Source organism: Klebsiella scottii (genome assembly GCF_036561945.1).
Classification (GTDB): Bacteria; Pseudomonadota; Gammaproteobacteria; order Enterobacterales; family Enterobacteriaceae; genus Klebsiella; species Klebsiella scottii.
The window spans coordinates 330,951-353,440 of sequence record NZ_JARXNI010000019.1; the positions used below are offsets into that span (position 1 = coordinate 330,951).

Genomic DNA, 22,490 nt, shown 5'->3' on the forward strand with positions numbered 1-22,490 from the left:
CTAAGCGCTCACGGCTGCTGCGCGACGCATGCGCAGCAGCAGTACCCCTCCGGCAAGCAGGGTGACCACCTGTGACGCCACCAGTACCGAAAATCCTGAACTGACTGACCCAACCGACTTCATCACCAGCCCCATCAGCAGCGGGATAAACGCCGCGCAGATATTGCCGATACCGTTAATGATGCCGTAGGCGCTGCCTACCGCCTCCTTCGCCGCGTGATGCTGCACCACCGCCGGTATCGCCGCCCCCTGAAGCCCCCAGAAGATATTGGCCGACAGCATAAACAGCGCCAGCCACGCCGGCTGGTGGCTGAGCATCAGCGCCAGTATCGAGCAGGCCGTCAGAAAGCCGCCGCTGATAAACAGCAGCGGGGCCTGTTCAGGACGCATTTTATCGAGCAGCACGCCGCCAAGAAGTTTTGAGCCCAGGCTGAGCAGAAAGGGGATCGCCGCCAGAACGCCGGTGGCCTGTAGCGAGAAGTGATGCTCATCGCGCAGCCAGGCCGGCAGCCAGGCGCTGCTGCCCCACAGATAGCTGAGGGTGGCGATCTCGACCAGCAGGATCCAGCCGAGGAGCGGCGTACGCCAGGCTAGCTGAAACGTCTGCCTGAAGCCGGAGCGAGACCTTTGCGCCGCCGCGGCCGGAGCCGGCAGGAAGCGCCAGATCAGCCCGCCGCCGAGCAGCAGATTAAGCGCGGCCAGGCTATAGAAAGAGCCTTGCCACCCCTGATGCTCGATTAAAAAAGTGACCAGCGGGAAGCCCACCGCCAGCCCCAGCGAGACCCCGAGCGCGGTGACCGCGTTCGGTTTGCCGATCTCGCTGGCGGCGAAACTGTCGCTGATAAAGCGCGTTTTGAGTGAAAATAGCGGCCCTTCCGCAATGCCTAAGATAACGCGGGCGATCAGCATCCCGAACAGCGAGCCGAGCAGCGGAGAAACGGCGCATACCGCCGCCCAGATAGCGATGCTGATTAATAGTCCCTGCCGGTAGTGCAGCCGGTTTTCTATCACCGGCGTTAAGAGTAATGCCGAAATGCCATAGCCCACAAGAAAGCAGGTCATCAGCATTCCTTGTAACATTCTGTTTTCATTTAACTGGAAGTGGGCAGCAAATTCAGGGTTCAGTATCATCACTGAAATATTTACCCGATCAATATAAGAGATGATAATTAACAACAGTAGCGCGATTGTTCCTTGCCATTTTGCGGTCATTTTTATTCTTTTCCCCCGGTCATTTATGAATCAGCTTCATTATTTTTAAATAGCGGTGATAGTCACGGATGTAAAATGATTCATAGGTGAAACTCATTGTTTTATAAAAAATTAATTAAAATTTGTTTCACCTGTGAAACTTGATGTGAAGCCGGCTTTATCATTTTTAATGATTATATGGAAAAGAAGTCAATAGTCGTTTTCGAAAAGTTAAGTTCCCGCTTAATTTATTTTCACGCCACGTTTTAAATATCACAATTTCATATTACCGCAATTTTTCGTGATCGATTGCACACTTAGCTAATTAAATCACGACTACTTAACAAATCCTTCACATTGCCGCTTGACGAAAGATTGAACGCTTTTATATTGACCGTATTAAATAAGAAACAGAGTTTCATATATGAAACAAAGCCTGGAGGATCGTGATGAGCTGGATAGGCGTATGTGACGCAGAGCAGGTACAGGAAGATTTCCCTTATAGCGGCAATATCGACGGTAAAGAAATCGGCATTTATCTGATTGATGGCGAGTATTACGCGCTGGAGGACGTATGTCCCCACGCCTACGCGCTGTTAAGCCAGGGCTTTGTGGAAGACGGCAAGGTCGAATGTCCGCTGCACGAAGCGGTATTCGATGTGAAAACCGGTCAATGTCTGCACGGTCCGGGCGGTCGTAACCTCAATCGTTACCCGGTGCGGGTATTCGACAATCAGATCCAGATTACTTTTATCGAGGAGAGCGTGGCATGAGCGAAACCCTGAACTTCAACCCGGCGCTGCCGGAAAGCCGCCAGTTTACGCCGCCCGCCGAAGGCGGAAACGGCAATATTCACAAGCCGGGCGACTACGAAAATCTTATCTGGCAGACCCGCAGCCGCGTCCCGGAAAGCTGGGAGCTGCAGCTTATCGCCACCCTTGAAGGGCTGTTTGAGCAGGGGGCGGAAAACCTGACGCAGCTGGTGGACGGGCTGAATGGCCTCAGGATGCACGACCAGCAGGGCGAACCGTGGAGTGAAGCCAGCTTTGAGGCTTTTTTGCAGGTAAACGGATACTGAGGACACAGCGATGACGACAACGGTACAGAACTATCTCGATAAAGGTTTACGCGGCCTGTGGTATCCGGTGCTGGCAAGCTGGGAAGTGCAGTCCGCGCCGGTAGGCATCACCCGTCTCGGCGAACAAATTGTGGTGTGGCGTAACAAAGACGGTCAGCTGCAGGCGCTGGAAGACCGCTGCCCGCACCGCGGCGCGCGCCTGTCGATGGGCTGGAACCTCGGCGACCGCATCGCCTGCTGGTATCACGGCGTGGAAGTGGCGGGGAGCGGCGAAGTGAAAGATGTCCCGGCGGTCGACAAGTGCCCGCTGGTGGGCCAGCAGTGCGTGCGCAGCTATAGCGTTCAGGAAGCGCACGGGGCGATTTTTTTATGGTTTGGCGCGACGGCGAACCAGCAGCCGGATGAGCTGAGCTTCCCGGAAGAGCTGGCTAACGGCGACAAATACAGCAACTTTCTCTGCACCGCCGCGTGGAAATGCAACTATCAGTACGCGCTGGAAAACGTTATGGACCCGATGCACGGCACCTACCTGCACTCCTCTTCACACTCGATGGCGGAAGGTGAGCGTAAAGCGGACATGGTGCTTCAGCCGACCAAAACCGGCTTTATCTTTGAGAAAAAAGGCCAGAGCGGCGTCAACTTTGACTGGGTGGAGCTGGGTAACAGCGGGGCCTGCTGGATGCGCCTGTCGATCCCGTACCAGAAACGCTTTGGGCCAGGAGGCCACTTCTTTATCGTCGGCATGGTGGTACCGGAAGATAATGACAACTGTCGGGTCTTTTTCTGGCGTATCCGCGGCGTACAGGGCTGGCAGCGCGATATGTGGCGCTTTATGTACCGCAACCGTCTGGAAAAACTGCACTGGGAAGTGCTGGAGCAGGATCGCGTGGTGCTGGAGAGCCTGGCGCCGAACGCCCGCGATCATGAATACCTCTATCAGCACGACGTCGGGCTGTCGCGCCTGCGCCGCATGATGCAAAAAGCGGCCAAAGAGCAGCTGGCGGCGCGGGATGAACAGCAGGGCGCCGCCTGATGAACGGACTGCTGAACGGAAAACGCATCGTCGTGACCGGGGCCGCGCGCGGGCTGGGCTATCACTTCGCCAAAGCCTGCGCGGAGCAGGGAGCGAAAGTCGTGATGTGCGACATCCTCGAGGGCCAACTGGCCGAGAGCGCGCATGGGCTCAGCGAACGGGGTTTTGCCATCGAGTCTTACGTTATCGATCTGGCCGATCCGCGCTCAATCGAGCAGGTTTTTAGCGCGATTGGCGAACGGGGCTCCATCGACGGGCTGGTGAATAACGCCGCAATGGCCACCGGCGTCGGCGGCAAGAATATGATCGATTACGATCCGGATCTGTGGGATCGGGTGATGTCGGTTAACGTCAAGGGCACCTGGCTGGTCACCCGGGCGGCGGTACCGCTGCTGCGTGAAGGCAGCGGGATCGTTAACGTGGCGTCGGACACCGCGCTGTGGGGCGCGCCCCGCCTGATGGCCTACGTCGCCAGCAAAGGTGCGGTCATCGCCATGACCCGCTCAATGGCGCGGGAGCTTGGCGAGAAGCGCATTCGCATTAACGCTATCGCTCCGGGGCTGACCCGGGTTGAGGCAACCGAGTATGTTCCGGCTGAACGTCATCAGCTGTATGAGAACGGCCGGGCTCTGAGCGGCGCCCAGCAGCCGGAGGATGTTACCGGCAGCGTGGTGTGGCTGCTCAGTGAGCTGTCGCGGTTTATCACCGGACAGCTGATCCCGGTCAACGGCGGATTTGTTTTTAACTAAAGAGGCGAGGCGGTATGGCAAACGAGCGGGAAGTGAAGTACCTGGTGCCGGGCCTGGAGCGGGGGCTGGAGCTGCTGCTGGCGTTTGGCGAGCAGCATCGCGATCTCACCTTTGCCGAGCTGCATCGGCTGGTGGATATGCCGAAAGCGACCGCCTATCGCGTGGTGCAGACGCTGGAATATATGGGCTTTCTGGAGCGCAATCCGCGCACCAATACCTTTTCGCTCGGGATGAACGTCCTGCGTCTTGGCTTTGAATATATCGCCTCCCTGGATGTGGCGCAGGTCGGCCAGCCGGTGATTGAACAGCTGCGCGATACCAGCCAGTGCAGCAGCCACCTGGCGATCCGCGACGGGCGCGACATTATCTATATCGCCCGCGTCAGCGCCGCCGGCTCGCGCATTAATCAGGTCAGCATCGGCACCCGGCTGCCGGTCCACTGCACCTCGCTTGGCCGCATGCTGCTGACCGACGTCTCCCGCCGCGAGTTTGAACAGCTGTTCCCTGACGAACGGCTGCCGGGCAATACGCCGGGGCAAATTCACGACCGCGAGGCGCTGTGGCAGATGGTGCAGCAGGATAAAGCGCGGGGCTTTGTGATTGGCGAGTCCTTCTACCGTCACGGGATCTCCTCCATCGTTTACCCGGTCTACGATCGCAGCGGACGGGTGGCGGCGGTCGTCAGTATCCTGGTGCCGTCGGATGAGATCCCGCAGGCCGACCGCGAGCGGCTGCAAAACGATGTCAGCATGGCGGCGGACAAAATTTCAGGCTTCCTCGGGCATTTAGCTCAGGCTATTTAAATCAATACGTTAACTGCAGGCGCTTGGGTGCGTCGGGCATGTTTTACGCCCAAATCCGGGCGACAGAACGGTAAAGAGGCAACGAACGATGAGTGTAACCGGAATTGAAAAGCTGGAATTTGGCGTCGACGACCTGACCCATAGCGCCAAATTTATGCGTGATTTTGGCCTGACGAGCGATGCCGACGGCCGGCGTTTTACCACCCTGAGCGGCGCTCAGGTGCTGCTGAACCCGATCAACAGCCCGGATCTGCCGCCCGCCTTTGAGGCGGGTAATACCCTGCGCCGGATGACCTGGGGCGTGGCGGACCAGGCGGCGCTGGACGCGCTGCGTCCGAAGCTGGCGCAGCAGCCGGCCTTTCGCGAAGTGGACGGCGCTCTGGAGTGCCAGGACCCGAACGGCATGACGCTGCGGGTCCAGGTGAGCCGGCAGACGCCGGTCGCGCTGGAGGTCGAGCCGATAAACCAGTGGGGCGACGTGCGGAGGATCGATACGCCGAGCCCGGTTTATGACCGCGCTCAGCCGATCAACATCGGCCACGTGGTGTTCTTCGTTGAGGAGCTGGCGGCGGTAGAGACCTTCTACCGCGAGGTGCTGGGTTTCCAGGTTTCCGATCGCTATATCAACCGCGCGGTGTTCCTGCGCTGCGGCGTCCGCGGCGGTCATCACAATCTCTTTTTATTACAGCTGCCGACTCGCAAGCGCGGCCTTAACCACGTCGCCTTTACGGTGCGCGATATTCACGAAGTGATCGGCGGCGGGATCGCGATGAACAAAAGCCAGTGGAGCACCTTTATCGGCCCCGGCCGCCACCCGGTCTCTTCGGCCTATTTCTGGTACGTCAACAGCCCGACCGGCGGGGCGTTTGAGTACTACACCAACGACGACTATCTGACGGAAAACTGGCAGCCGCGCGAGCTGGAACACTCCCTGGTTTCCTTTACCGAGTGGGCGGTGGAGGGCGGTATCGACCACGATACCCGCCGCCAGCAGAAAAAGCCGGAGGCGGTATGACGGTGCGGATAGTGATTATCGGCGGCGGCCAGGCCGGCGGCTGGGCGGCAAAAACGCTGCGTGATGAAGGCTTTGACGGCGAGATTTGCGTCATCGCCGAAGAGGAGTGGGATTTTTACGAACGTCCGCCGCTATCGAAAGCGGCGCTGCTGGAGGCCGAACCGGCGCTGCCGCGTCTGTTTAGCGCGGAAGCTCAGCAGGCGCTGAACCTGAAGTGGTATCGCCCGCAGCGGGCGGAGGCCATCGAGCGCGAGGCGAAAATCGTGCGCCTGAGCGGCGGCGAGCGGCTAACCTACGACCGCCTGCTGATCGCCACCGGCGGCCGCGCCCGCCTGCCCGGCGAGGCCTGGGCGCAGCATCCCCAGGTCTACACCCTGCGTCACTGGCAGGATGCCCGGCGGCTGAAGCAGCGTCTGGCGGCCAGCACCCGGCTGGCGATCGTCGGCGGCGGCTGGATTGGCCTGGAGATTGCCGCCTCGGCGCGCAAAAGCGGCGTCGAGGTCACGCTATACGAACAGCAGCCGGCGCTGTGCATGCGCTCGGTGAGCGGCGAAGTGTCGCAGGAGCTGGAATGGCTGCACCGGGATCAGGGGGTCAACGTCCGCACGGGGTGCGGCGCGCTGGGCCTCGAAGATAGCGACGGCCTGCCGGTGATCCGCTGCGACGGCCGACGTCAGACCTTCGATGCGGTGGTGGTGGGGATCGGCGTCGATCTTAATCTGGAGCTGGCGCAGGAGGCGGGCCTGCCCGTCGATCGCGGGATCGTGGTCGATGCGCAGGGACGAACCGCCGATCCGGCTATTTTCGCCGCCGGCGATGTCGCCCGCCATCACCGGTTCGGCCTGTGCATTCAGTCGTGGGCCTTTGCCCAGAATCAGGCGGTGGCGACGGCAAAAGCGATGCTCGATCCGCAGGCCGAGGGCTACGACGAAGCGCCGTGGCTGTGGTCGGATCAATACGCGCACAATATTCAGATCCTCGGTATTCCGCAGCCGGGAACCCGGACGGTGGTTCGCCGCGATCCCAAAGGGCCGCTGTTTTTCTCGCTCGATAGCGACGGCCGGCTCAGCCAGCTGGTGGCGTTTAACGATGCGCGCACCGTCAAGCTGGCGAAGCGCTGGATGGCGGCGGGGAGGGATCTTTCCGCCGTGCCGCTCGACGATCTGACCTTTTCGCTGATGTCATTGCGATAACACCCGCGCACCCTTAAGGGGGAGAGATGACCACATTAGAGACCAACACCGCGCCCTCCGTGGCGGGCGGTGAGGGCGTCCACGCGCCTGAAAAAGCGGTTCGCTGGGCCATTCCGCTGTCGTTACTGGCCTGCGTGCTGCTGGCGTTCTTCGACAAAATCAGCATCGCGGCGCTGTTTTCCGATAGCCATTTCCAGCAGGCGATGGGCATCTATTTTGATACCACCCGCCTCGGCATCCTGATGAGCGCTTTTTTACTAAGCTACGGTTTCTCCTCGGTTCTGCTCAGCGGGCTGGGAGACCGCATCGCGCCGCTGCGCCTGCTCACCGGCATGATGGTGGCGTGGTGCGTATTGATGGTGATGATGGGATTCACCCACAGCTACAGCGCCATGATCGTGCTGCGCGTGCTGCTCGGTATCGCCGAAGGGCCGCTGTTTCCGCTGGCCTTCGCCATCGTTCGCCACACCTTCCCGCAGCGTCTGCAGGCGCGCGCCACCATGCTGTGGCTACTCGGGACGCCGGTCGGCGCGGCCATCGGCTTCCCGCTCTCCATCTGGCTGCTCAGCACCTTCGGCTGGCAAAGCACCTTCTTTGCGATGGCGATGCTGACGGCGCCGGTGCTGATTTTTGTCCGTATCGGCCTGCGCGGCATCCAGCTGGAGGGCAAAACGTCCGCAGCCGAGAGTTCGCAGGAAGAGCGGCGTAGCGCCCGCCGGGAGCTATTTGTCAGCCCGCACTTTTGGATGATTTGCGTCTTCAATATCGCCTTCCTCGCCTATCTGTGGGGCATCAACGGCTGGCTCCCCGGCTACCTGATTAAGGGCAAGGGTATCCACCTGGAGCACGCAGGCTGGCTGTCGTCGATGCCGTTTATCGCCATGCTGCTTGGCGAAATTATCGGGGCGTGGCTTTCAGACCGGGTGGATAAACGCGCGGCCGCCTGTTTTATCTCGCTGGCCGGAGCGGCGGTGGGCCTCGCGGCGGTGATGCACTTCACCACTCCGCTAACGGTTATCGCGGCGATGAGCTTTAGCACCTTCATGTGGGGAACCGGCGCCCCCAATATTTTTGCGCTGCTGGCGAAGGCGACCCATCCCCGGGTCAGCGCCACGGCGGGTGGGATTTTCAACGGGTTGGGAAACTTTGCCGGCGCCCTGTCGCCAGCGGTGATGGGCGCGCTTATCGCCTTCACCCATAGCATGGATTCCGGACTGATCTTTCTGGCGGTGATGGCGGTCGTGGGCTGTCTCCTGTTGCTGCCGCTGCTAAGACGTTACTGAGGAGAAGACGATGACAGATACAAGCGTAACTGCAAAACAGGGCCTCAAGCCTGAGCACCTGACGATGGAAGAGTGGATTGAGTCGCGCATCGCGCGCTTTGAGGGACGTAAATATGACTGGAACGCGCTGAAGTTCCAGGCCGATTTCGACCCGAAATACCGCCGCGCCCAGATGCGCTACATCGGCACCGGCGCCACCGGCGTCGCCAGCGATACCAATACCGTGGCGGCGGAGAATTTCACCTTCTCCACGATGGTGCTGCCGGCGAAGTGCGAAGGGCCGCTGCACCTGCACGACGATGTCGAAGAGGTATTTTTCATGCTCAAGGGGCAGATAACCCTGATGGTTCAGGACGGCGATAGCTACACCGAAACCGTGCTGCGCGAGCGCGACCTGATCTCCGTCCCGCCTGGGATCTATCGCGGGCTGTTTAACCACGGCGAGGAGGAGGCGTTGATGTGCGTGATGCTCGGCACCCGCAAGCCGAATATCCCGACCTACCCGGAAGATCATCCCCTGTCGAAAGTGAAGCGGAATTAAGGAGGCGGTATGACGGGTTTTCGTCAACAGGGGAGCGGCACGCCGCTGATGCTGCTGCACGGCATCAGCTCCGGCGCGGCCTCCTGGCATAAACAGATGGCGCTGCCCGGCTACCGCGTGCTGGCCTGGGATATGCCCGGTTATGGCGAAAGCCCGATGCTGCCGGTCGCACAAGCCGATGCCGGCGACTATGCCGAGGCGCTGGCGCGCCTGCTGGACAGCGCCGGCGTTGAGCAGGCGGTGCTGGTGGGCCACTCGCTGGGCGCGCTGGTGGCCAGCGCCTTTGCGGCAAAGTATCCCGGGCGCGTTCTGCGCCTGGTGCTGGCCGATGCCGCTCAGGGCTACGGCCGGGCAGAAGCCGCGCAGCGTGAAAAAATCTGGCTGGGCCGCCGGCAGCAGATGGCCTCCGGCGGCGAAGCGATGGCGCAGAGCCGGGCCGCGAAGCTTCTGCACCCCTGTACGGATGAGGCCAACGTCGTCGTCGTCGCCGCCGGCATGCGCAGGCTGCGCGCCGAGGGCTATCTTGCCGCGGCGTGGATGCTGGCCCATGACGATATTCACCGCTGGCTTGGCGATTTCGGCGGCCGCTTTGAGGCGTGGTGCGGTGAGCAGGATGCCATTACCCAGCCGGAGCTGGTGCAGGGGCTGGCGCTACGCTACGCCATGCCGTTCGTCGGCATCCCGCGAGCGGGGCACGCCAGCTATCTCGATAACGACACATTTTTCAATCAACAGCTTTTACGGGTAAGGGAAGAGGTGCGCGATGAATGCACAAATTGAAGGCCGCGTAGCGGTGGTTACCGGCGGGTCGTCAGGGATTGGCTTTGAAACGCTGCGCCTGCTGCTGGGGGAAGGGGCGAAGGTCGCCTTCTGCGGCCGCGATCCGGACCGGCTCGCCGGCGCCCATGCGGCGCTGCAAAACGAATATCCCGGAGCGGAGGTCTTCTCTTACCGCTGCGACGTGCTGAAAGAAGACGAGGTGCAGGGCTTTGCCGACGCGGTAGCGGCCCGCATTGGCGATGCCGACATGCTGATTAATAACGCCGGCCAGGGGTACGTGGCGCACTTCGCCGATACGCCGCGGGAGGCGTGGCTGCACGAGGCGGAGCTCAAGCTGTTCGGGGTGATTAACCCGGTGAAGGCCTTTCAGGCGCAGCTCGAGCGTTCGGATATCGCCTCGATCACCTGCGTGAACTCGCTGCTGGCGCTGCAGCCGGAGGAGCACATGATTGCCACCTCCGCGGCGCGCGCGGCGCTGCTCAACATGACCCTGACGCTGTCGAAGGACCTGGTTGCCAAAGGCATTCGGGTGAACTCCATTCTGCTCGGCATGGTGGAGTCCGGACAGTGGCAGCGGCGCTTCGAGAACCGCACGGACAGGAGCCAGAGCTGGCCCGAGTGGACGGCGGATATCGCCCGCAAGCGCGGGATCCCGATGGCGCGCCTCGGCAGGCCGAACGAGCCGGCGCAGGCGCTGCTGTTCCTCGCCTCGCCGCTGGCGTCGTTTACCACCGGTGCGGCGCTGGATGTCTCCGGCGGCTTTTGCCGTCATCTGTAAGGAGTTGAGATGAAAAAGATCATGCTCATCGGCTATGGCGCAATGGCGCAGGCGGTGATTGAACGGCTGCCGCCGCAGGTCGCCCTGGGCTGGGTGGTGGCGCGCGAGGCGCACCACGCGGCGATCCGCCAGCGCTTCGGCGATGCGGTAGCGGTGCTGGAGGACCCGCAGGCCTGTACGCAAACCCCGGATCTGGTGCTGGAGTGCGCCAGCCAGCAGGCGGTGGCGCAGTTTGGCGAAGCCATTCTCAGGCGAGGCTGGCATCTGGCGGTGATCTCTACCGGCGCGCTGGCGGATAGCGAACTGGAAAAACGCCTCAACGGCGCCGGAGGCCGGCTAACCCTGCTTTCCGGCGCGGTGGCCGGTATCGACGGCCTGGCAGCAGCGAAAGAGGGCGGTCTTGAGCAGGTGACCTACCGGTCGCGCAAAAGCCCGGCCAGCTGGCGCGGCAGCTATGCGGAAATGCTCATCGACCTCAACGCGGTCAGTGAAGCAAAAATCTTTTTTGAAGGCAGCGCGCGCGAAGCGGCCCGCCTGTTTCCGGCGAACGCCAACGTTGCGGCAACCGTGGCGCTGGGCGGCATCGGGATGGACGATACCCGGGTACAGCTGATGGTCGATCCGACGACCAAACGCAATACCCATACGCTGCATGTACAGGGCGCGTTTGGCGAGTTCCACCTGGAGCTCAGCGGATTACCGCTCGCCAGCAACCCAAAAACTTCCACCCTGGCGGCACTGAGCGCGGTTCGCGCCTGCCGCGAACTGGCATAGCGCAAAGAGGCGGCGATGGATGAGTTAAAGATTTTTATCGGCGGTCGCTGTCGCTACGGCGGCGGCAACGTGATGCACAGCCTGTTTCCGGCCGACGGCTCGGTCAACGCCACGCTGCATGCGGCAAGCCTTGACGATCTGCATGAGGCGATCGCGCTGGCCGAAAGCGCCTGGCGCCAGCCGGCGTGGCGCAGCATGCTGCCCCATCTGCGGGCAAAGATCCTGCATAAAGTGGCGGATATTATCGAATCCCGCCTTGATGAGCTGGCGCGGATGCAGAGCCGTGACAACGGCAAGCCGCTGGCGGAGGCGCGAGGCCTGGTGATGAGCGCCGCGGGCAGCGCCCGCTACTTCGCCGCCGCCTGCGAACTGCTGGAGGGCGAACTGCCGACCCCCCGGCAGGCGGATCTGCTGACGCTCAGCCGCTACGAGCCGCTGGGCGTGGTAGCGGCGATTACGCCGTGGAACTCGCCGATCGCCAGCGAAATGCAAAAAGTGGCCCCGGCGATCGCCGCCGGTAACGCGGTGATCCTCAAGCCGGCGGAGGCCACGCCGCTGATGGCGCTGGAGCTGGCGCGGATCTTCGAACAGGCCGGCCTGCCGGCGGGCCTGCTCAGCGTGCTGCCGGGGAAAGGATCGGTAATTGGCGACGCCCTGGCCCGCCACCCTCTGGTGCGCAAGATTTCGTTTACCGGCGGCACCAGCACCGGACGTCATCTGGCGCACGTGGCGGCGGAAAAGCTGATCCCGGCGTCGCTGGAGCTCGGCGGCAAATCGCCGACCATCGTGCTGGAAGATGCCGATATTGAGCAGGCGGCGCGGGGCATCTGCTACGGCATCTTTAGCTCCGGCGGCCAGGCCTGCATCGCCGGCTCGCGGCTGTTTGTGCATGAAAAGGTCTACCCGCAGCTGATGGCGCGCCTGCTGGAGCTGACCCGCGGGCTCAGAATCGGCCATCCGTTTAGCGCAGAAACCCACGTCGGGCCGCTGATTAATGCTAAGCACCGCGACAGCGTGCTGGAGTACGTCGAGCTGGCTAAACGCGAAGGCGGCCGGGTGCTGTGCGGCGGCGAGATCCCGGCGGACCCGACGCTGGCGGCAGGCAGCTATTTTCAACCGACCATCGTTGAAGGGCTGACCAACGCGGCCCGCGCCTGCCGGGAGGAGATCTTCGGCCCGGTGCTGGTGGCGATGACCTTCAGCGATGAGGAGGCGCTGATCCGCGAAGCCAATGATTCCGTCTACGGCCTGGCGGCGGGGATCTGGACGCGGGACAGCGGACGCGCCCTGCGCTTAAGCGATCGTCTGGAAGCCGGGACGGTGTGGATCAACACCTACAAGGTTTTCTCCATTTCCACCCCGTTTGGGGGCTTTAAAGAGAGCGGCCTGGGCCGCGAAAAAGGGATTCAGGGGCTCAAGGCCTGGATGCAACAAAAGAGCATTTATCTGGCGATGGGTAATAGCGTCAACCACTGGTGCGACTAAGAGAAGGGTGTGCAATGAGCGAAATGATAACCGTCGGCGAAGCCATCGCCAGAACGCTGGAGCAGTACAACGTTGAGGCTATTTACGGCGTCATCTCTATTCACAACCTGCCGATCGCCGATGCGGTAGGCCAGCGCGGAAATATCCGCTTTGTTCCGGCGCGCGGTGAGGCCGGATCGGTCACTATGGCCGACGCCCACGGGCGCTTTTCCGGACTGGGCGTGGCGTTGACCAGCACCGGCGCGGGGGCCGGCAACGCGGTAGGGGCGCTGGTCGAAGCGATGAACGCCTGTACGCCGCTGCTGCACCTCACCGGCCAGGTGGAAAAAACCTGGCTCGATGCCGACACCGGCTTTATTCACGAAACCCGCGACCAGCTGACCTTCCTGAAGGCCAGCTCGAAGCGCGCGTACCGCATCAGCAACGCCAGCCAGGCGCTGGCTATCCTGCATAAGGCGATTCAGGAGGCGCAAACGCCGCCGTGCGGGCCGGTCTCGGTTGAAATCCCGATTGATATTCAGGGCGCTAAAATCCCGGCATCGCTGGTGACCGCCGCGCTGAAAGCGGCCCCGGCTGCGGCTGCCGATAGCGCCGCCGTCGATGCGCTGTGGGCGCAGCTCAGGCAGGCTAAACGGCCGCTGCTGTGGCTGGGCGGCGGAACAATAGGCAGCGCGGCGGCGGTGAAAAAACTGGCCGATGCCGGAATGACCGTGATCTCCAGCACCCACGGCCGCGGCGTGCTGCCGGATAGCCATCGCGCCAGCCTGCGCGCGTTCCACAATTCGCCGTCCGTTGAAGCGCTGATGGCGCAGTGCGATTTTACCCTGGTGGCGGGCTCGCGCCTGCGCAGCAACGAAACCCGCTCCTGGACCCTGGAGCTGCCGTCGCCAAGGGTGCAGATTGATATCGATCCGGCGGCGGCCAGCCGTAACTATCTGATGGATAACACGCTGATCGCCGACTGTGCCACTTTGCTGGCGGCGCTGGCGGAAAAAGCGCAGGGGCGTGAATGGGGGAACGATCGGTGGGATGCGCAGGTCAAAGAGGCGGTCGCGCTGGCGGATAGCGGGCTGCGCGAGCAGTGCGGCGCCTACGCGCAGCTGAACGACGCCATCGCGCAGGCGCTGCCTGACGACGGGATCCTGGTGCGCGATATCACCGTTTCCGGCAGCCTGTGGGGGAGCCGTCTGTTCCGCGCCCACGGCCCGTTAATGAACATCCACTCGCTGGCCGGGGCGATTGGGATGGGATTGCCGATGGCGATCGGCACGGCGATTGCCAACCCGCAGCGTAAGGTTGTCGGCCTCGTCGGCGACGGTGGGCTGAGCCTGAACCTGGGGGAGCTGGCGACGCTGGCGCAGGAAAAAGCTAACGTCACGCTGATTATCATGAACGACGGCGGCTACGGCGTGATGCGCGGGATTCAGGATAAGTATTTCGGCGGCCGCCAGTATTACAACGAGCTGCATACCCCGGATTTCACGCTGCTGGCGCAGGCCATCGGCCTGCAGGCGTGGAGCGTTGAGCGGGCGGAGGATTTCCAGTCGGTGATGACCGAAGCGCTGGCGATGCCGGGGCCGTCGGTGGTGGAGATCAAAATGGGAGAGATTGGCGCCCTGCGCTTTGCCGGGCCGCCGCAGAAAACGCTGTATTAAGTCGTTCCCCCTCTCTGGCGCGTGCAGAGAGGGGCGCCGGGATTATTTAATGCCGTCCGCCTTCATGCGATCGCGGATGTGCTGAGCGCGCTCCTGCGATGCCGGGTGATCGTCAAACATGGTGCTTTGACGCCCGGCTTCCAGTTTAGCCAGCTTCTCGAAGCTGGTGGCCAGTCCCGACGGATTGATCCCGCGCTTACGCAGCAGATCGTAGGAGTAGTCGTCCGCTTCGGACTCCTGGCGCTGGGAGAACTGCGAGTTCACCAGCTTTTCGCCCAGAGCGCCCAGCTGAGACTGCGACAGGCTGCCGACGATACCGCCCGCCGACGCGGCGGCGGCGCGAACGGCGTTGGTGCCGAGCGCCACCTGCATGCCTTTCTTCACATGACCCAGCGCGACGTGGCCCATTTCGTGGCCGATAACCGCTTCCACTTCGTTATCGTTCATGATGTCCATCAGGCCGCTATAGACGCGGATGCAGCCGTTAGCCATCGCAAACGCGTTGACGTCTTTGGTTTCATACACTTTGTAGTTGACCGGCTGGCCGTTGATATTGTCGCCCAGCGCGGCGGCGATTTTATTCAGACGCTTGCTGTATTCGCTGCCGGCCGGCGAAAGGGTAGCCTTGCTATCCATCTCTTTACAGGCCTGGTCGCTGAGGGTTTTGACCTGCGCGTCGCTCAGAGAATAAGCCTGAAAAGCTTCGGCGCCGGAGCTGAGGAGGGCGTTGGAGTCCATGTTCTGACATCCGGTAAGGGTTGCTGCAATCCCAAGGGCAAGAATAGTTGAGCGAATTTTCATTTTTATCTTCCACAATCTTACGATTTTTTGTCTGAAAAAGGCGACGATAAGCATGTCGCATCCTGCACAAATTATAAAGAGTATTGCGTGATACGGGCGAGAGGATTCCGGGGCAGCACAACGTGTTCCGGAGATTTCTTAAACCACAAAAGGATGCTCCATGTACATGCTTTGTCGCTTGGGTTACATTGTTGACACTTTTTTCTGGCGTAGCCCAAAACGCGCTCTCGTCAAGTCGTTAAGGGTATGGCCTTCAACAGTCCGAACTGGAGTCAAAATGTCCTCACGTAAAGAGCTTGCTAACGCTATTCGTGCGCTGAGCATGGACGCGGTACAGAAAGCCAAATCCGGCCACCCGGGTGCCCCGATGGGTATGGCTGACATTGCCGAAGTCCTGTGGCGTGATTTCCTGAATCATAACCCGAACAACCCGACCTGGGCTGACCGCGACCGCTTCGTGCTGTCCAACGGCCACGGCTCGATGCTGATTTACAGCCTGCTGCATCTCACCGGTTATGACCTGCCGATTGAAGAACTGAAAAACTTCCGTCAGCTGCACTCCAGAACCCCGGGCCACCCGGAAGTCGGCTACACCGCCGGCGTTGAAACCACCACCGGCCCGCTGGGCCAGGGGATTGCCAACGCGGTCGGGATGGCGATTGCTGAAAAAACCCTGGCGGCGCAGTTCAACCGTCCGGGCCACGATATCGTTGACCACTTCACCTACGCCTTCATGGGCGACGGCTGCATGATGGAAGGCATTTCTCACGAAGTGTGCTCCCTGGCCGGTACCCTGAAGCTGGGCAAGCTGGTGGCGTTCTATGACGACAACGGCATCTCCATCGACGGTCACGTTGAAGGCTGGTTCACCGACGATACCGCTAAACGTTTCGAAGCCTACGGCTGGCACGTGGTGCGCGGCGTGGACGGCCATGACGCCGACGCCATCAAACGCGCGGTGGAAGAAGCGCGCGCGGTGACCGACAAACCGTCCCTGCTGATGTGCAAAACCATCATCGGCTTCGGTTCGCCGAACAAAGCCGGTACCCACGACTCCCACGGCGCGCCGCTGGGCGACGCGGAAATCGCGCTGACCCGCGAGGCGCTGGGCTGGCATCACCCGGCGTTTGAAATCCCGTCTGACATCTACGCGCAGTGGGATGCAAAAGAAGCCGGTCAGGCAAAAGAAGCGTCCTGGAACGAGAAGTTCGCGGCCTACGCCAGCGCCTTCCCGCAGGAAGCGGCTGAATTCACCCGTCGTATGAAAGGCGAGATGCCGGCCGACTTCGGCGCGAAAGCGAACGAGTTCATCGCGAAGCTGCAGGCTAACCCGGCGAAAATTGCCAGCCGTAAAGCGTCGCAGAATGCGATTGAAGCCTTCGGCCCGCTGCTGCCTGAATTCCTCGGCGGCTCAGCTGACCTGGCGCCGTCGAACCTGACTATCTGGTCCGGTTCGAAAGCCATCAACGAAGACACCGCGGGTAACTATATCCACTACGGCGTGCGTGAGTTCGGGATGACCGCGATTGCCAACGGTATCTCCCTGCACGGCGGTTTCCTGCCGTACACCTCCACGTTCCTGATGTTCGTGGAGTACGCGCGTAACGCGGTGCGTATGGCGGCGCTGATGAAACAGCGTCAGGTGATGGTCTACACCCACGACTCCATCGGACTGGGGGAAGACGGCCCGACGCACCAGCCGGTCGAGCAGGTGGCTTCGCTGCGCGTGACGCCGAACATGAGCACATGGCGTCCGTGCGACCAGGTGGAATCGGCGATTGCGTGGAAATACGGCGTGGAGCGTCACGACGGCCCGACGGCGCTGATCCTGTCGCGTCAGAACCTGGCGCAGCAGGAGCGTACGGCAGAGCAGCTGGCGAACGTCGCCCGCGGCGGCTACGTGCTGAAAGATTGTGCCGGCCAGCCGGAGCTGATCTTCATCGCCACCGGTTCAGAAGTGGAGCTGGCGGTTGCCGCGTGGGACCAGCTGTCTGCGGAAGGGGTGAAGGCGCGGGTGGTATCCATGCCGTCCACCGACGCGTTCGACAAGCAGGATGCGGCGTACCGTGAATCGGTGCTGCCGAAAGCGGTTTCGGCTCGCGTGGCGGTGGAAGCGGGTATCGCCGACTACTGGTTCAAATACGTGGGCCTGAACGGCGCTATCGTCGGCATGACGAGCTTCGGCGAGTCTGCGCCGGCCGAGCTGCTGTTCGAAGAGTTCGGCTTCACCGTTGAGAACGTTGTCGCTAAGGCGAAAGCGCTGCTGTAGTTCTGAGCAACGCGCGCCGCGACGCGAGTATAAGAATGAGCCGGGCTAACGCCCGGCTTTTTTGTTGCTGTTATTCCCGATGCTCGTCATGAAGCTGCATATTATTCCAGTAAAAATGTGATGTAGGTCAGATTACAGGCTTCTTGTGCTGGACAAGCATTCCTTTTATTCCTCGTTTGGCTTATTCTAGCTGAAGCGTTTCAGTCGTCTAAATGTTCGACAATTAATCAATCAGTCGCAGTTTGCGACGGGTAAGGTTTCCCTCCGGGCGTTGCTGGATTACTCTGTCAGCCACCTCACATCAGGGATAACCTTGCAGGAGACCTATGACCATACGCATTGCGATTAATGGCTTCGGTCGCATAGGACGCAACGTGGTTCGCGCTTTATATGAATCCGGGCGTCGTGCGGAAATTACCGTGGTGGCAATCAACGAGCTGGCGGATGCTGCGGGCATCGCGCACTTGTTGAAATATGACACCAGCCATGGGCGCTTTGCCTGGGACGTTCGCCAGGAGCGAGAGCAGCTTTACGTTGGCGATGACGTCATTCGCCTGCTGCACGAAGCTTCAATAGAGGCGCTACCCTGGCAAGAGCTGGCGGTTGATATCGTACTTGATTGTACCGGGGTTTACGGCAGCCGTGAGCATGGCGAAGCCCATCTTCAGGCTGGGGCGAAGAAAGTCATCTTTTCGCATCCCGGGGGTAACGATCTCGATGCCACCGTCGTGTTCGGCGTTAACCATGATGAGCTACGTGCAGAGCACCGCATCGTCTCCAACGCCTCCTGCACCACCAACTGCATTATTCCGGTCATTAAACTGCTAGATGATGCCTACGGCATTGAGTCAGGGACGGTAACGACGATCCACTCCGCCATGCACGATCAGCAGGTTATAGACGCCTATCATCCGGATTTACGCCGTACGCGTGCGGCCAGTCAGTCAATTATTCCGGTTGATACTAAACTTGCGGCGGGGATCGCGCGTATTTTCCCTCAGTTTAACGACCGTTTTGAAGCGATTGCGGTTCGTGTACCGACGATAAATGTGACGGCGATCGACCTGAGCGTAACGGTGAAAAAACCGGTAAAGGCTAGTGAAGTCAACCAGTTGCTGCAAAAAGCAGCGCAGGGAACATTTCATGGTATAGTTGACTATACGGAATTACCGTTAGTCTCGACAGATTTTAACCACGATCCGCACAGCGCCATCGTTGATGGCACCCAGACGCGGGTGAGTGGAGCGCATTTGATCAAAACGTTGGTCTGGTGCGATAACGAATGGGGCTTTGCTAACCGGATGCTCGACACGACGTTAGCGATGGCCGCTCAAGGTTTCAGGTAAGACTTACCGTGTACGGAATCTTCAGGTTGCGTCGAGGCGGCAGCTGAATGAATCCCAGGCGTTTACAAAGTAGGTGACTGGGGTGAGTGGGGCAGCCAGCAAAGAGGCAGCTTGCAGGATGAAGCGCATGGCGTCTGCAAAACTTTATGAATCAAATTGAGAGGATTCACCATGTCTGTAATTAAGATGACCGATCTGGATCTGGCTGGTAAACGCGTTTTTATCCGTGCCGATCTGAACGTACCAGTTAAAGACGGTAAAGTAACCAGCGACGCGCGTATTCGTGCTTCTCTGCCGACCATTGAGCTGGCTCTGAAGCAGGGCGCTAAAGTGATGGTCACTTCTCACCTGGGTCGTCCGACCGAAGGCGAGTACAACGAAGAATTCTCTCTGCTGCCGGTTGTTAATTACCTGAAAGACAAACTGTCCAGCCCGGTACGTCTGGTTAAAGATTACCTGGACGGCGTTGAAGTTGCCGCCGGTGAACTGGTTGTTCTGGAAAACGTTCGCTTCAACAAAGGCGAAAAGAAAGACGACGAAGAGCTGTCTAAAAAATACGCGGCGCTGTGCGACGTGTTCGTTATGGATGCATTCGGCACCGCCCACCGTGCCCAGGCTTCTACCCACGGTATCGGTAAATTTGCCGACGTAGCCTGCGCCGGCCCTCTGCTGGCTGAAGAGCTGGACGCGCTGGGTAAAGCGCTGAAAGAGCCGGCTCGCCCGATGGTTGCCATCGTCGGTGGTTCTAAAGTTTCCACTAAGCTGACCGTTCTGGACTCCCTGTCTAAAATCGCTGACCAGCTGATTGTCGGTGGCGGTATCGCCAACACCTTCGTCGCCGCTCAGGGCCACAACGTCGGCAAATCCCTGTACGAAGCTGACCTGGTTGACGAAGCTAAGCGCCTGCTGACTACCTGCGACATCCCGGTTCCGACCGACGTTCGCGTAGCGACTGAATTCTCCGAAACTGCGACCGCAACCCTGAAATCTGTTAACGACATCAAAGATGAAGAGCAGATTCTGGACCTCGGCGACGTTTCCGCGCAGAAGCTGGCTGATATCCTGAAAAACGCCAAAACCATTCTGTGGAACGGCCCGGTCGGCGTGTTCGAGTTCCCGAACTTCCGTAAAGGGACTGAAATCGTGGCTAACGCCATCGCCGACAGCGAAGCTTTCTCCATTGCAGGCGGCGGCGATACCCTGGCTGCAATTGACCTGTTTGGCATCTCGGACAAAATTTCCTACATCTCTACTGGCGGCGGCGCGTTCCTCGAATTCGTGGAAGGCAAAGTACTGCCAGCAGTAGCAATGCTCGAAGAGCGCGCTAAGAAGTAAGTTTGTACAGGCGGGTAACACCGCCTGTTTTTCAAATTCTATTCAATTGTCGCTCTAAATAATTCGCGTTGCCGGAAGGCAGCGACACGGCGAACCCCGGCGGCTTACGCAAGTTAGCGGCGGCGGTAAGCGAGAAGAGCCAACGCACTGGCAGCACGAATTGTGACGAGCAGAAACGGCCGAAGATACAGGACTACGTAACATGTCTAAAATTTTTGATTTCGTAAAACCTGGCGTGATCACTGGTGATGACGTTCAGAAAGTGTTCCAGGTAGCTAAAGAGAATAACTTCGCACTGCCAGCGGTTAACTGTGTGGGTACTGACTCCATCAACGCCGTTCTGGAAGCAGCTGCAAAAGCTAAATCTCCGGTTATCGTTCAGTTCTCTAACGGCGGCGCTGCGTTCATCGCGGGCAAAGCGGTTAAAACCGACGTTCCTCAGGGTGCGGCAATCCTGGGCGCTATCTCTGGCGCGCATCACGTTCACCAGATGGCTGAACACTACGGCGTGCCGGTTATTCTGCATACCGACCACTGCGCGAAGAAACTGCTGCCGTGGATCGACGGTCTGCTGGACGCGGGTGAAAAACACTTCGCCGCTCACGGCAAACCGCTGTTCTCTTCCCACATGATTGACCTGTCCGAAGAGTCCCTGCACGAAAACATCGAAATCTGCTCTAAATACCTGGCGCGCATGGCCAAACTGGACATGACCCTGGAAATCGAACTGGGCTGCACCGGCGGCGAAGAAGACGGCGTGGACAACAGCCACATGGACGCTTCCGCCCTGTACACCCAGCCGGAAGACGTTGATTACGCGTACACTGAACTGAGCAAGATCAGCCCGCGTTTCACCATCGCTGCTTCCTTCGGTAACGTACACGGCGTGTACAAACCGGGCAACGTGGTTCTGACCCCGACTATCCTGCGCGACTCTCAGGAATATGTTTCTAAGAAACATAACCTGCCGCACAACAGCCTGAACTTCGTCTTCCACGGCGGTTCCGGTTCTTCTGCTCAGGAAATCAAAGACTCCGTAAGCTACGGCGTGATCAAAATGAACATCGATACCGATACCCAATGGGCAACCTGGGACGGTATCCTGCAATACTACAAAACTAACGAAGCTTACCTGCAGGGCCAGCTGGGCAACCCGAAAGGCGAAGACCAGCCGAACAAGAAATACTACGATCCGCGCGTATGGCTGCGCGCTGCTCAGACGTCCATGGTGACTCGTCTGGAGCAGGCATTTAAAGAGCTGAACGCGATCGACGTTCTGTAAGAAAATTCCGTTTCTTACCCTGAAGCCCGCTTAATTGCGGGCTTTTTCGTTTCTACTCAAAAGGATATTCCAGGGAGAAACTGTGATCGGCTTGGCAAAATACGTGCTTATTGTTTACCCTTAACCTACCTGCCGTTTTGCAGGCCTGGTTTTTTATTTCCCGCCCGGGTATTTATAAGGAATGTTAAATGGAAGATTTGAACGTTGCCGATAGCATACACAACGCCAGCTCATGGCTGGTGCGTAATCAGGAGCTGCTCCTGAGCTATGCCGTCAACATCGTCGCGGCGATCGCGATTATTATCGTCGGGATGATCGTGGCGCGCATGGTGTCGAACACGGTTAATCGTCTGATGCTGGCGCGTAAGATTGATGCCACCGTTGCCGATTTTCTTTCCGCGCTGGTGCGCTACGCCGTTATCGCCTTTACCCTGATTGCCGCCTTAGGCCGCGTAGGCGTGCAGACGGCGTCGGTGATTGCCGTACTCGGTGCCGCCGGTTTAGCCGTTGGTCTGGCGCTGCAGGGCTCGCTGTCTAACCTCGCCGCTGGCGTGCTGCTGGTGATGTTCCGCCCGTTCCGCGCGGGTGAATACGTCGATCTCGGCGGCGTGGCCGGTACCGTGCTGAACGTGCAGATTTTCTCCACGACCATGCGTACTGCCGATGGCAAAATTGTGGTGATCCCGAACGGTAAAATTATCGCCGGTAATATCATTAACTTTTCGCGTGAGCCGGTTCGCCGCAACGAATTTATTATTGGCGTTGCCTACGATGCCGATATTGATAAAGTGAAACAGCTGCTGACCAATATTATCGAATCAGACGATCGTATCCTGAAAGATCGTGAAAGGACCGTACGCCTGAATGAGCTGGGCGCGTCGTCGGTTAACTACGTGATCCGCGTCTGGAGCCAGAGCAGCGATCTGCAAAGCGTTTACTGGGATGTTCTGGAGCGTATCAAGCGCGACTTTGATGCCAACGGTATCAGCTTCCCGTACCCGCAGATGGACGTGCACGTTATCCGTCCGCAGGAGCAGGCGGAGTAGCTCAGCGCCAGCAATAACCTAAGGCCAGCACCTGCTGGCCTTTATTGTATCTG

The 22,490-nt window shown here is 59.8% G+C and carries 21 protein-coding genes; 19 read left to right on the forward strand and 2 right to left on the reverse strand.

The features are described from left to right. Positions 1-1,212 (reverse strand): MFS transporter, encoded by a 1,212-nt coding sequence (locus QFI97_RS05360; RefSeq protein ID WP_346430674.1) that lies wholly within the window; start codon positions 1,210-1,212, stop codon positions 1-3. A 428-nt stretch (positions 1,213-1,640) separates the two neighbouring features. On the opposite strand from QFI97_RS05360, the gene QFI97_RS05365 reads away from it, so the two are divergent. The 14 genes from QFI97_RS05365 (at position 1,641) to QFI97_RS05430 (ending at position 14,358) form a co-directional block, all read left to right on the forward strand. Then, complete coding sequence (locus QFI97_RS05365; RefSeq protein ID WP_095099312.1) at positions 1,641-1,964, forward strand: Rieske (2Fe-2S) protein; 324 nt, start codon at positions 1,641-1,643, stop codon at positions 1,962-1,964. Further along, entirely contained in the window at positions 1,961-2,269 is a 309-nt protein-coding gene (locus QFI97_RS05370; protein WP_095099310.1) for a recombinase-like helix-turn-helix domain-containing protein, read from the forward strand. The genes QFI97_RS05365 and QFI97_RS05370 overlap by 4 nt, the downstream gene beginning before the upstream one ends. A gap of 10 nt (positions 2,270-2,279) precedes the next feature. Then, a complete protein-coding gene (locus QFI97_RS05375; RefSeq protein WP_095099307.1) occupies positions 2,280-3,302 on the forward strand; it encodes a Rieske 2Fe-2S domain-containing protein in 1,023 nt (340 codons plus the stop codon). After that, positions 3,302-4,051, forward strand: coding sequence for an SDR family oxidoreductase (locus tag QFI97_RS05380; RefSeq protein ID WP_331834853.1), 750 nt, complete (start codon positions 3,302-3,304; stop codon positions 4,049-4,051). Before QFI97_RS05375 ends, QFI97_RS05380 begins: the two co-directional genes overlap by 1 nt. Positions 4,052-4,065: 14 nt before the next feature. Then, the gene (locus QFI97_RS05385; RefSeq protein ID WP_095099303.1) at positions 4,066-4,854 is read left to right on the forward strand and encodes an IclR family transcriptional regulator; all 789 of its coding nucleotides are present in this window, start codon (positions 4,066-4,068) and stop codon (positions 4,852-4,854) included. An 88-nt stretch (positions 4,855-4,942) separates the two neighbouring features. Further along, positions 4,943-5,869 (forward strand): VOC family protein, encoded by a 927-nt coding sequence (locus QFI97_RS05390; RefSeq protein WP_095099301.1) that lies wholly within the window; start codon positions 4,943-4,945, stop codon positions 5,867-5,869. Then, positions 5,866-7,062, forward strand: coding sequence for an NAD(P)/FAD-dependent oxidoreductase (locus QFI97_RS05395; protein ID WP_346430675.1), 1,197 nt, complete (start codon positions 5,866-5,868; stop codon positions 7,060-7,062). Before QFI97_RS05390 ends, QFI97_RS05395 begins: the two co-directional genes overlap by 4 nt. Positions 7,063-7,088: 26 nt before the next feature. Continuing rightward, a complete protein-coding gene (locus QFI97_RS05400; protein WP_346430676.1) occupies positions 7,089-8,345 on the forward strand; it encodes an MFS transporter in 1,257 nt (418 codons plus the stop codon). A gap of 10 nt (positions 8,346-8,355) precedes the next feature. Then, entirely contained in the window at positions 8,356-8,886 is a 531-nt protein-coding gene (locus tag QFI97_RS05405) for a cupin domain-containing protein (protein ID WP_331834848.1), read from the forward strand. Positions 8,887-8,895: 9 nt separating this feature from the next. Beyond that, positions 8,896-9,666: an alpha/beta fold hydrolase gene (locus tag QFI97_RS05410; protein WP_346430677.1), complete on the forward strand. Its 771-nt coding sequence runs from the start codon at positions 8,896-8,898 to the stop codon at positions 9,664-9,666. Beyond that, positions 9,650-10,444 (forward strand): SDR family oxidoreductase, encoded by a 795-nt coding sequence (locus tag QFI97_RS05415; protein ID WP_346430678.1) that lies wholly within the window; start codon positions 9,650-9,652, stop codon positions 10,442-10,444. Before QFI97_RS05410 ends, QFI97_RS05415 begins: the two co-directional genes overlap by 17 nt. A 9-nt stretch (positions 10,445-10,453) precedes the next feature. Further along, positions 10,454-11,218: an aspartate dehydrogenase gene (locus QFI97_RS05420; protein ID WP_346430679.1), complete on the forward strand. Its 765-nt coding sequence runs from the start codon at positions 10,454-10,456 to the stop codon at positions 11,216-11,218. A 15-nt stretch (positions 11,219-11,233) separates the two neighbouring features. Beyond that, positions 11,234-12,703 carry an aldehyde dehydrogenase gene (locus tag QFI97_RS05425; RefSeq protein WP_346430680.1) on the forward strand — a complete coding sequence of 490 codons (1,470 nt, stop codon included), beginning with the start codon at positions 11,234-11,236 and terminating at the stop codon, positions 12,701-12,703. A 14-nt stretch (positions 12,704-12,717) separates the two neighbouring features. Next, positions 12,718-14,358, forward strand: a complete 1,641-nt coding sequence (locus QFI97_RS05430; protein ID WP_346430681.1) for a thiamine pyrophosphate-binding protein — start codon at positions 12,718-12,720, stop codon at positions 14,356-14,358. 42 nt (positions 14,359-14,400) lie between these two features. Here QFI97_RS05430 and loiP read toward each other — a convergent pair whose 3' ends face one another. Beyond that, positions 14,401-15,159, reverse strand: a complete 759-nt coding sequence (gene loiP, locus QFI97_RS05435; RefSeq protein WP_095100098.1) for a metalloprotease LoiP — start codon at positions 15,157-15,159, stop codon at positions 14,401-14,403. A 277-nt stretch (positions 15,160-15,436) separates the two neighbouring features. Between loiP and tkt the strand changes: the two genes are divergently transcribed. The 5 genes from tkt (at position 15,437) to mscS (ending at position 22,437) form a co-directional block, all read left to right on the forward strand. After that, on the forward strand, positions 15,437-17,428 hold the full coding sequence (gene tkt / locus QFI97_RS05440; RefSeq protein ID WP_095099273.1) for a transketolase: 1,992 nt from the start codon (positions 15,437-15,439) through the stop codon (positions 17,426-17,428). 326 nt (positions 17,429-17,754) lie between these two features. Further along, the gene (epd, locus tag QFI97_RS05445; RefSeq protein ID WP_041147173.1) at positions 17,755-18,774 is read left to right on the forward strand and encodes an erythrose-4-phosphate dehydrogenase; all 1,020 of its coding nucleotides are present in this window, start codon (positions 17,755-17,757) and stop codon (positions 18,772-18,774) included. Positions 18,775-18,945: 171 nt separating this feature from the next. Then, positions 18,946-20,109 carry a phosphoglycerate kinase gene (gene pgk / locus QFI97_RS05450; RefSeq protein ID WP_095099270.1) on the forward strand — a complete coding sequence of 388 codons (1,164 nt, stop codon included), beginning with the start codon at positions 18,946-18,948 and terminating at the stop codon, positions 20,107-20,109. Between the two features lie 202 nt (positions 20,110-20,311). After that, on the forward strand, positions 20,312-21,391 hold the full coding sequence (gene fbaA / locus QFI97_RS05455) for a class II fructose-bisphosphate aldolase (RefSeq protein ID WP_045857123.1): 1,080 nt from the start codon (positions 20,312-20,314) through the stop codon (positions 21,389-21,391). Between the two features lie 188 nt (positions 21,392-21,579). Then, the gene (mscS, locus tag QFI97_RS05460; RefSeq protein WP_095099267.1) at positions 21,580-22,437 is read left to right on the forward strand and encodes a small-conductance mechanosensitive channel MscS; all 858 of its coding nucleotides are present in this window, start codon (positions 21,580-21,582) and stop codon (positions 22,435-22,437) included. Positions 22,438-22,490: the final 53 nt, after the last annotated feature.

Bases quoted from the DNA above. Each gene is read 5' to 3' on its own strand.
- QFI97_RS05360 (WP_346430674.1), bottom strand. From the start codon at position 1,212: ATGACCGCAAAATGGCAAGGAACAATCGCGCTACTGTTGTTAATTATC.
- QFI97_RS05365 (WP_095099312.1), top strand. From the start codon at position 1,641: ATGAGCTGGATAGGCGTATGTGACGCAGAGCAGGTACAGGAAGATTTC.
- QFI97_RS05370 (WP_095099310.1), top strand. From the start codon at position 1,961: ATGAGCGAAACCCTGAACTTCAACCCGGCGCTGCCGGAAAGCCGCCAG.
- QFI97_RS05375 (WP_095099307.1), top strand. From the start codon at position 2,280: ATGACGACAACGGTACAGAACTATCTCGATAAAGGTTTACGCGGCCTG.
- QFI97_RS05380 (WP_331834853.1), top strand. From the start codon at position 3,302: ATGAACGGACTGCTGAACGGAAAACGCATCGTCGTGACCGGGGCCGCG.
- QFI97_RS05385 (WP_095099303.1), top strand. From the start codon at position 4,066: ATGGCAAACGAGCGGGAAGTGAAGTACCTGGTGCCGGGCCTGGAGCGG.
- QFI97_RS05390 (WP_095099301.1), top strand. From the start codon at position 4,943: ATGAGTGTAACCGGAATTGAAAAGCTGGAATTTGGCGTCGACGACCTG.
- QFI97_RS05395 (WP_346430675.1), top strand. From the start codon at position 5,866: ATGACGGTGCGGATAGTGATTATCGGCGGCGGCCAGGCCGGCGGCTGG.
- QFI97_RS05400 (WP_346430676.1), top strand. From the start codon at position 7,089: ATGACCACATTAGAGACCAACACCGCGCCCTCCGTGGCGGGCGGTGAG.
- QFI97_RS05405 (WP_331834848.1), top strand. From the start codon at position 8,356: ATGACAGATACAAGCGTAACTGCAAAACAGGGCCTCAAGCCTGAGCAC.
- QFI97_RS05410 (WP_346430677.1), top strand. From the start codon at position 8,896: ATGACGGGTTTTCGTCAACAGGGGAGCGGCACGCCGCTGATGCTGCTG.
- QFI97_RS05415 (WP_346430678.1), top strand. From the start codon at position 9,650: ATGAATGCACAAATTGAAGGCCGCGTAGCGGTGGTTACCGGCGGGTCG.
- QFI97_RS05420 (WP_346430679.1), top strand. From the start codon at position 10,454: ATGAAAAAGATCATGCTCATCGGCTATGGCGCAATGGCGCAGGCGGTG.
- QFI97_RS05425 (WP_346430680.1), top strand. From the start codon at position 11,234: ATGGATGAGTTAAAGATTTTTATCGGCGGTCGCTGTCGCTACGGCGGC.
- QFI97_RS05430 (WP_346430681.1), top strand. From the start codon at position 12,718: ATGAGCGAAATGATAACCGTCGGCGAAGCCATCGCCAGAACGCTGGAG.
- loiP (WP_095100098.1), bottom strand. From the start codon at position 15,159: ATGAAAATTCGCTCAACTATTCTTGCCCTTGGGATTGCAGCAACCCTT.
- tkt (WP_095099273.1), top strand. From the start codon at position 15,437: ATGTCCTCACGTAAAGAGCTTGCTAACGCTATTCGTGCGCTGAGCATG.
- epd (WP_041147173.1), top strand. From the start codon at position 17,755: ATGACCATACGCATTGCGATTAATGGCTTCGGTCGCATAGGACGCAAC.
- pgk (WP_095099270.1), top strand. From the start codon at position 18,946: ATGTCTGTAATTAAGATGACCGATCTGGATCTGGCTGGTAAACGCGTT.
- fbaA (WP_045857123.1), top strand. From the start codon at position 20,312: ATGTCTAAAATTTTTGATTTCGTAAAACCTGGCGTGATCACTGGTGAT.
- mscS (WP_095099267.1), top strand. From the start codon at position 21,580: ATGGAAGATTTGAACGTTGCCGATAGCATACACAACGCCAGCTCATGG.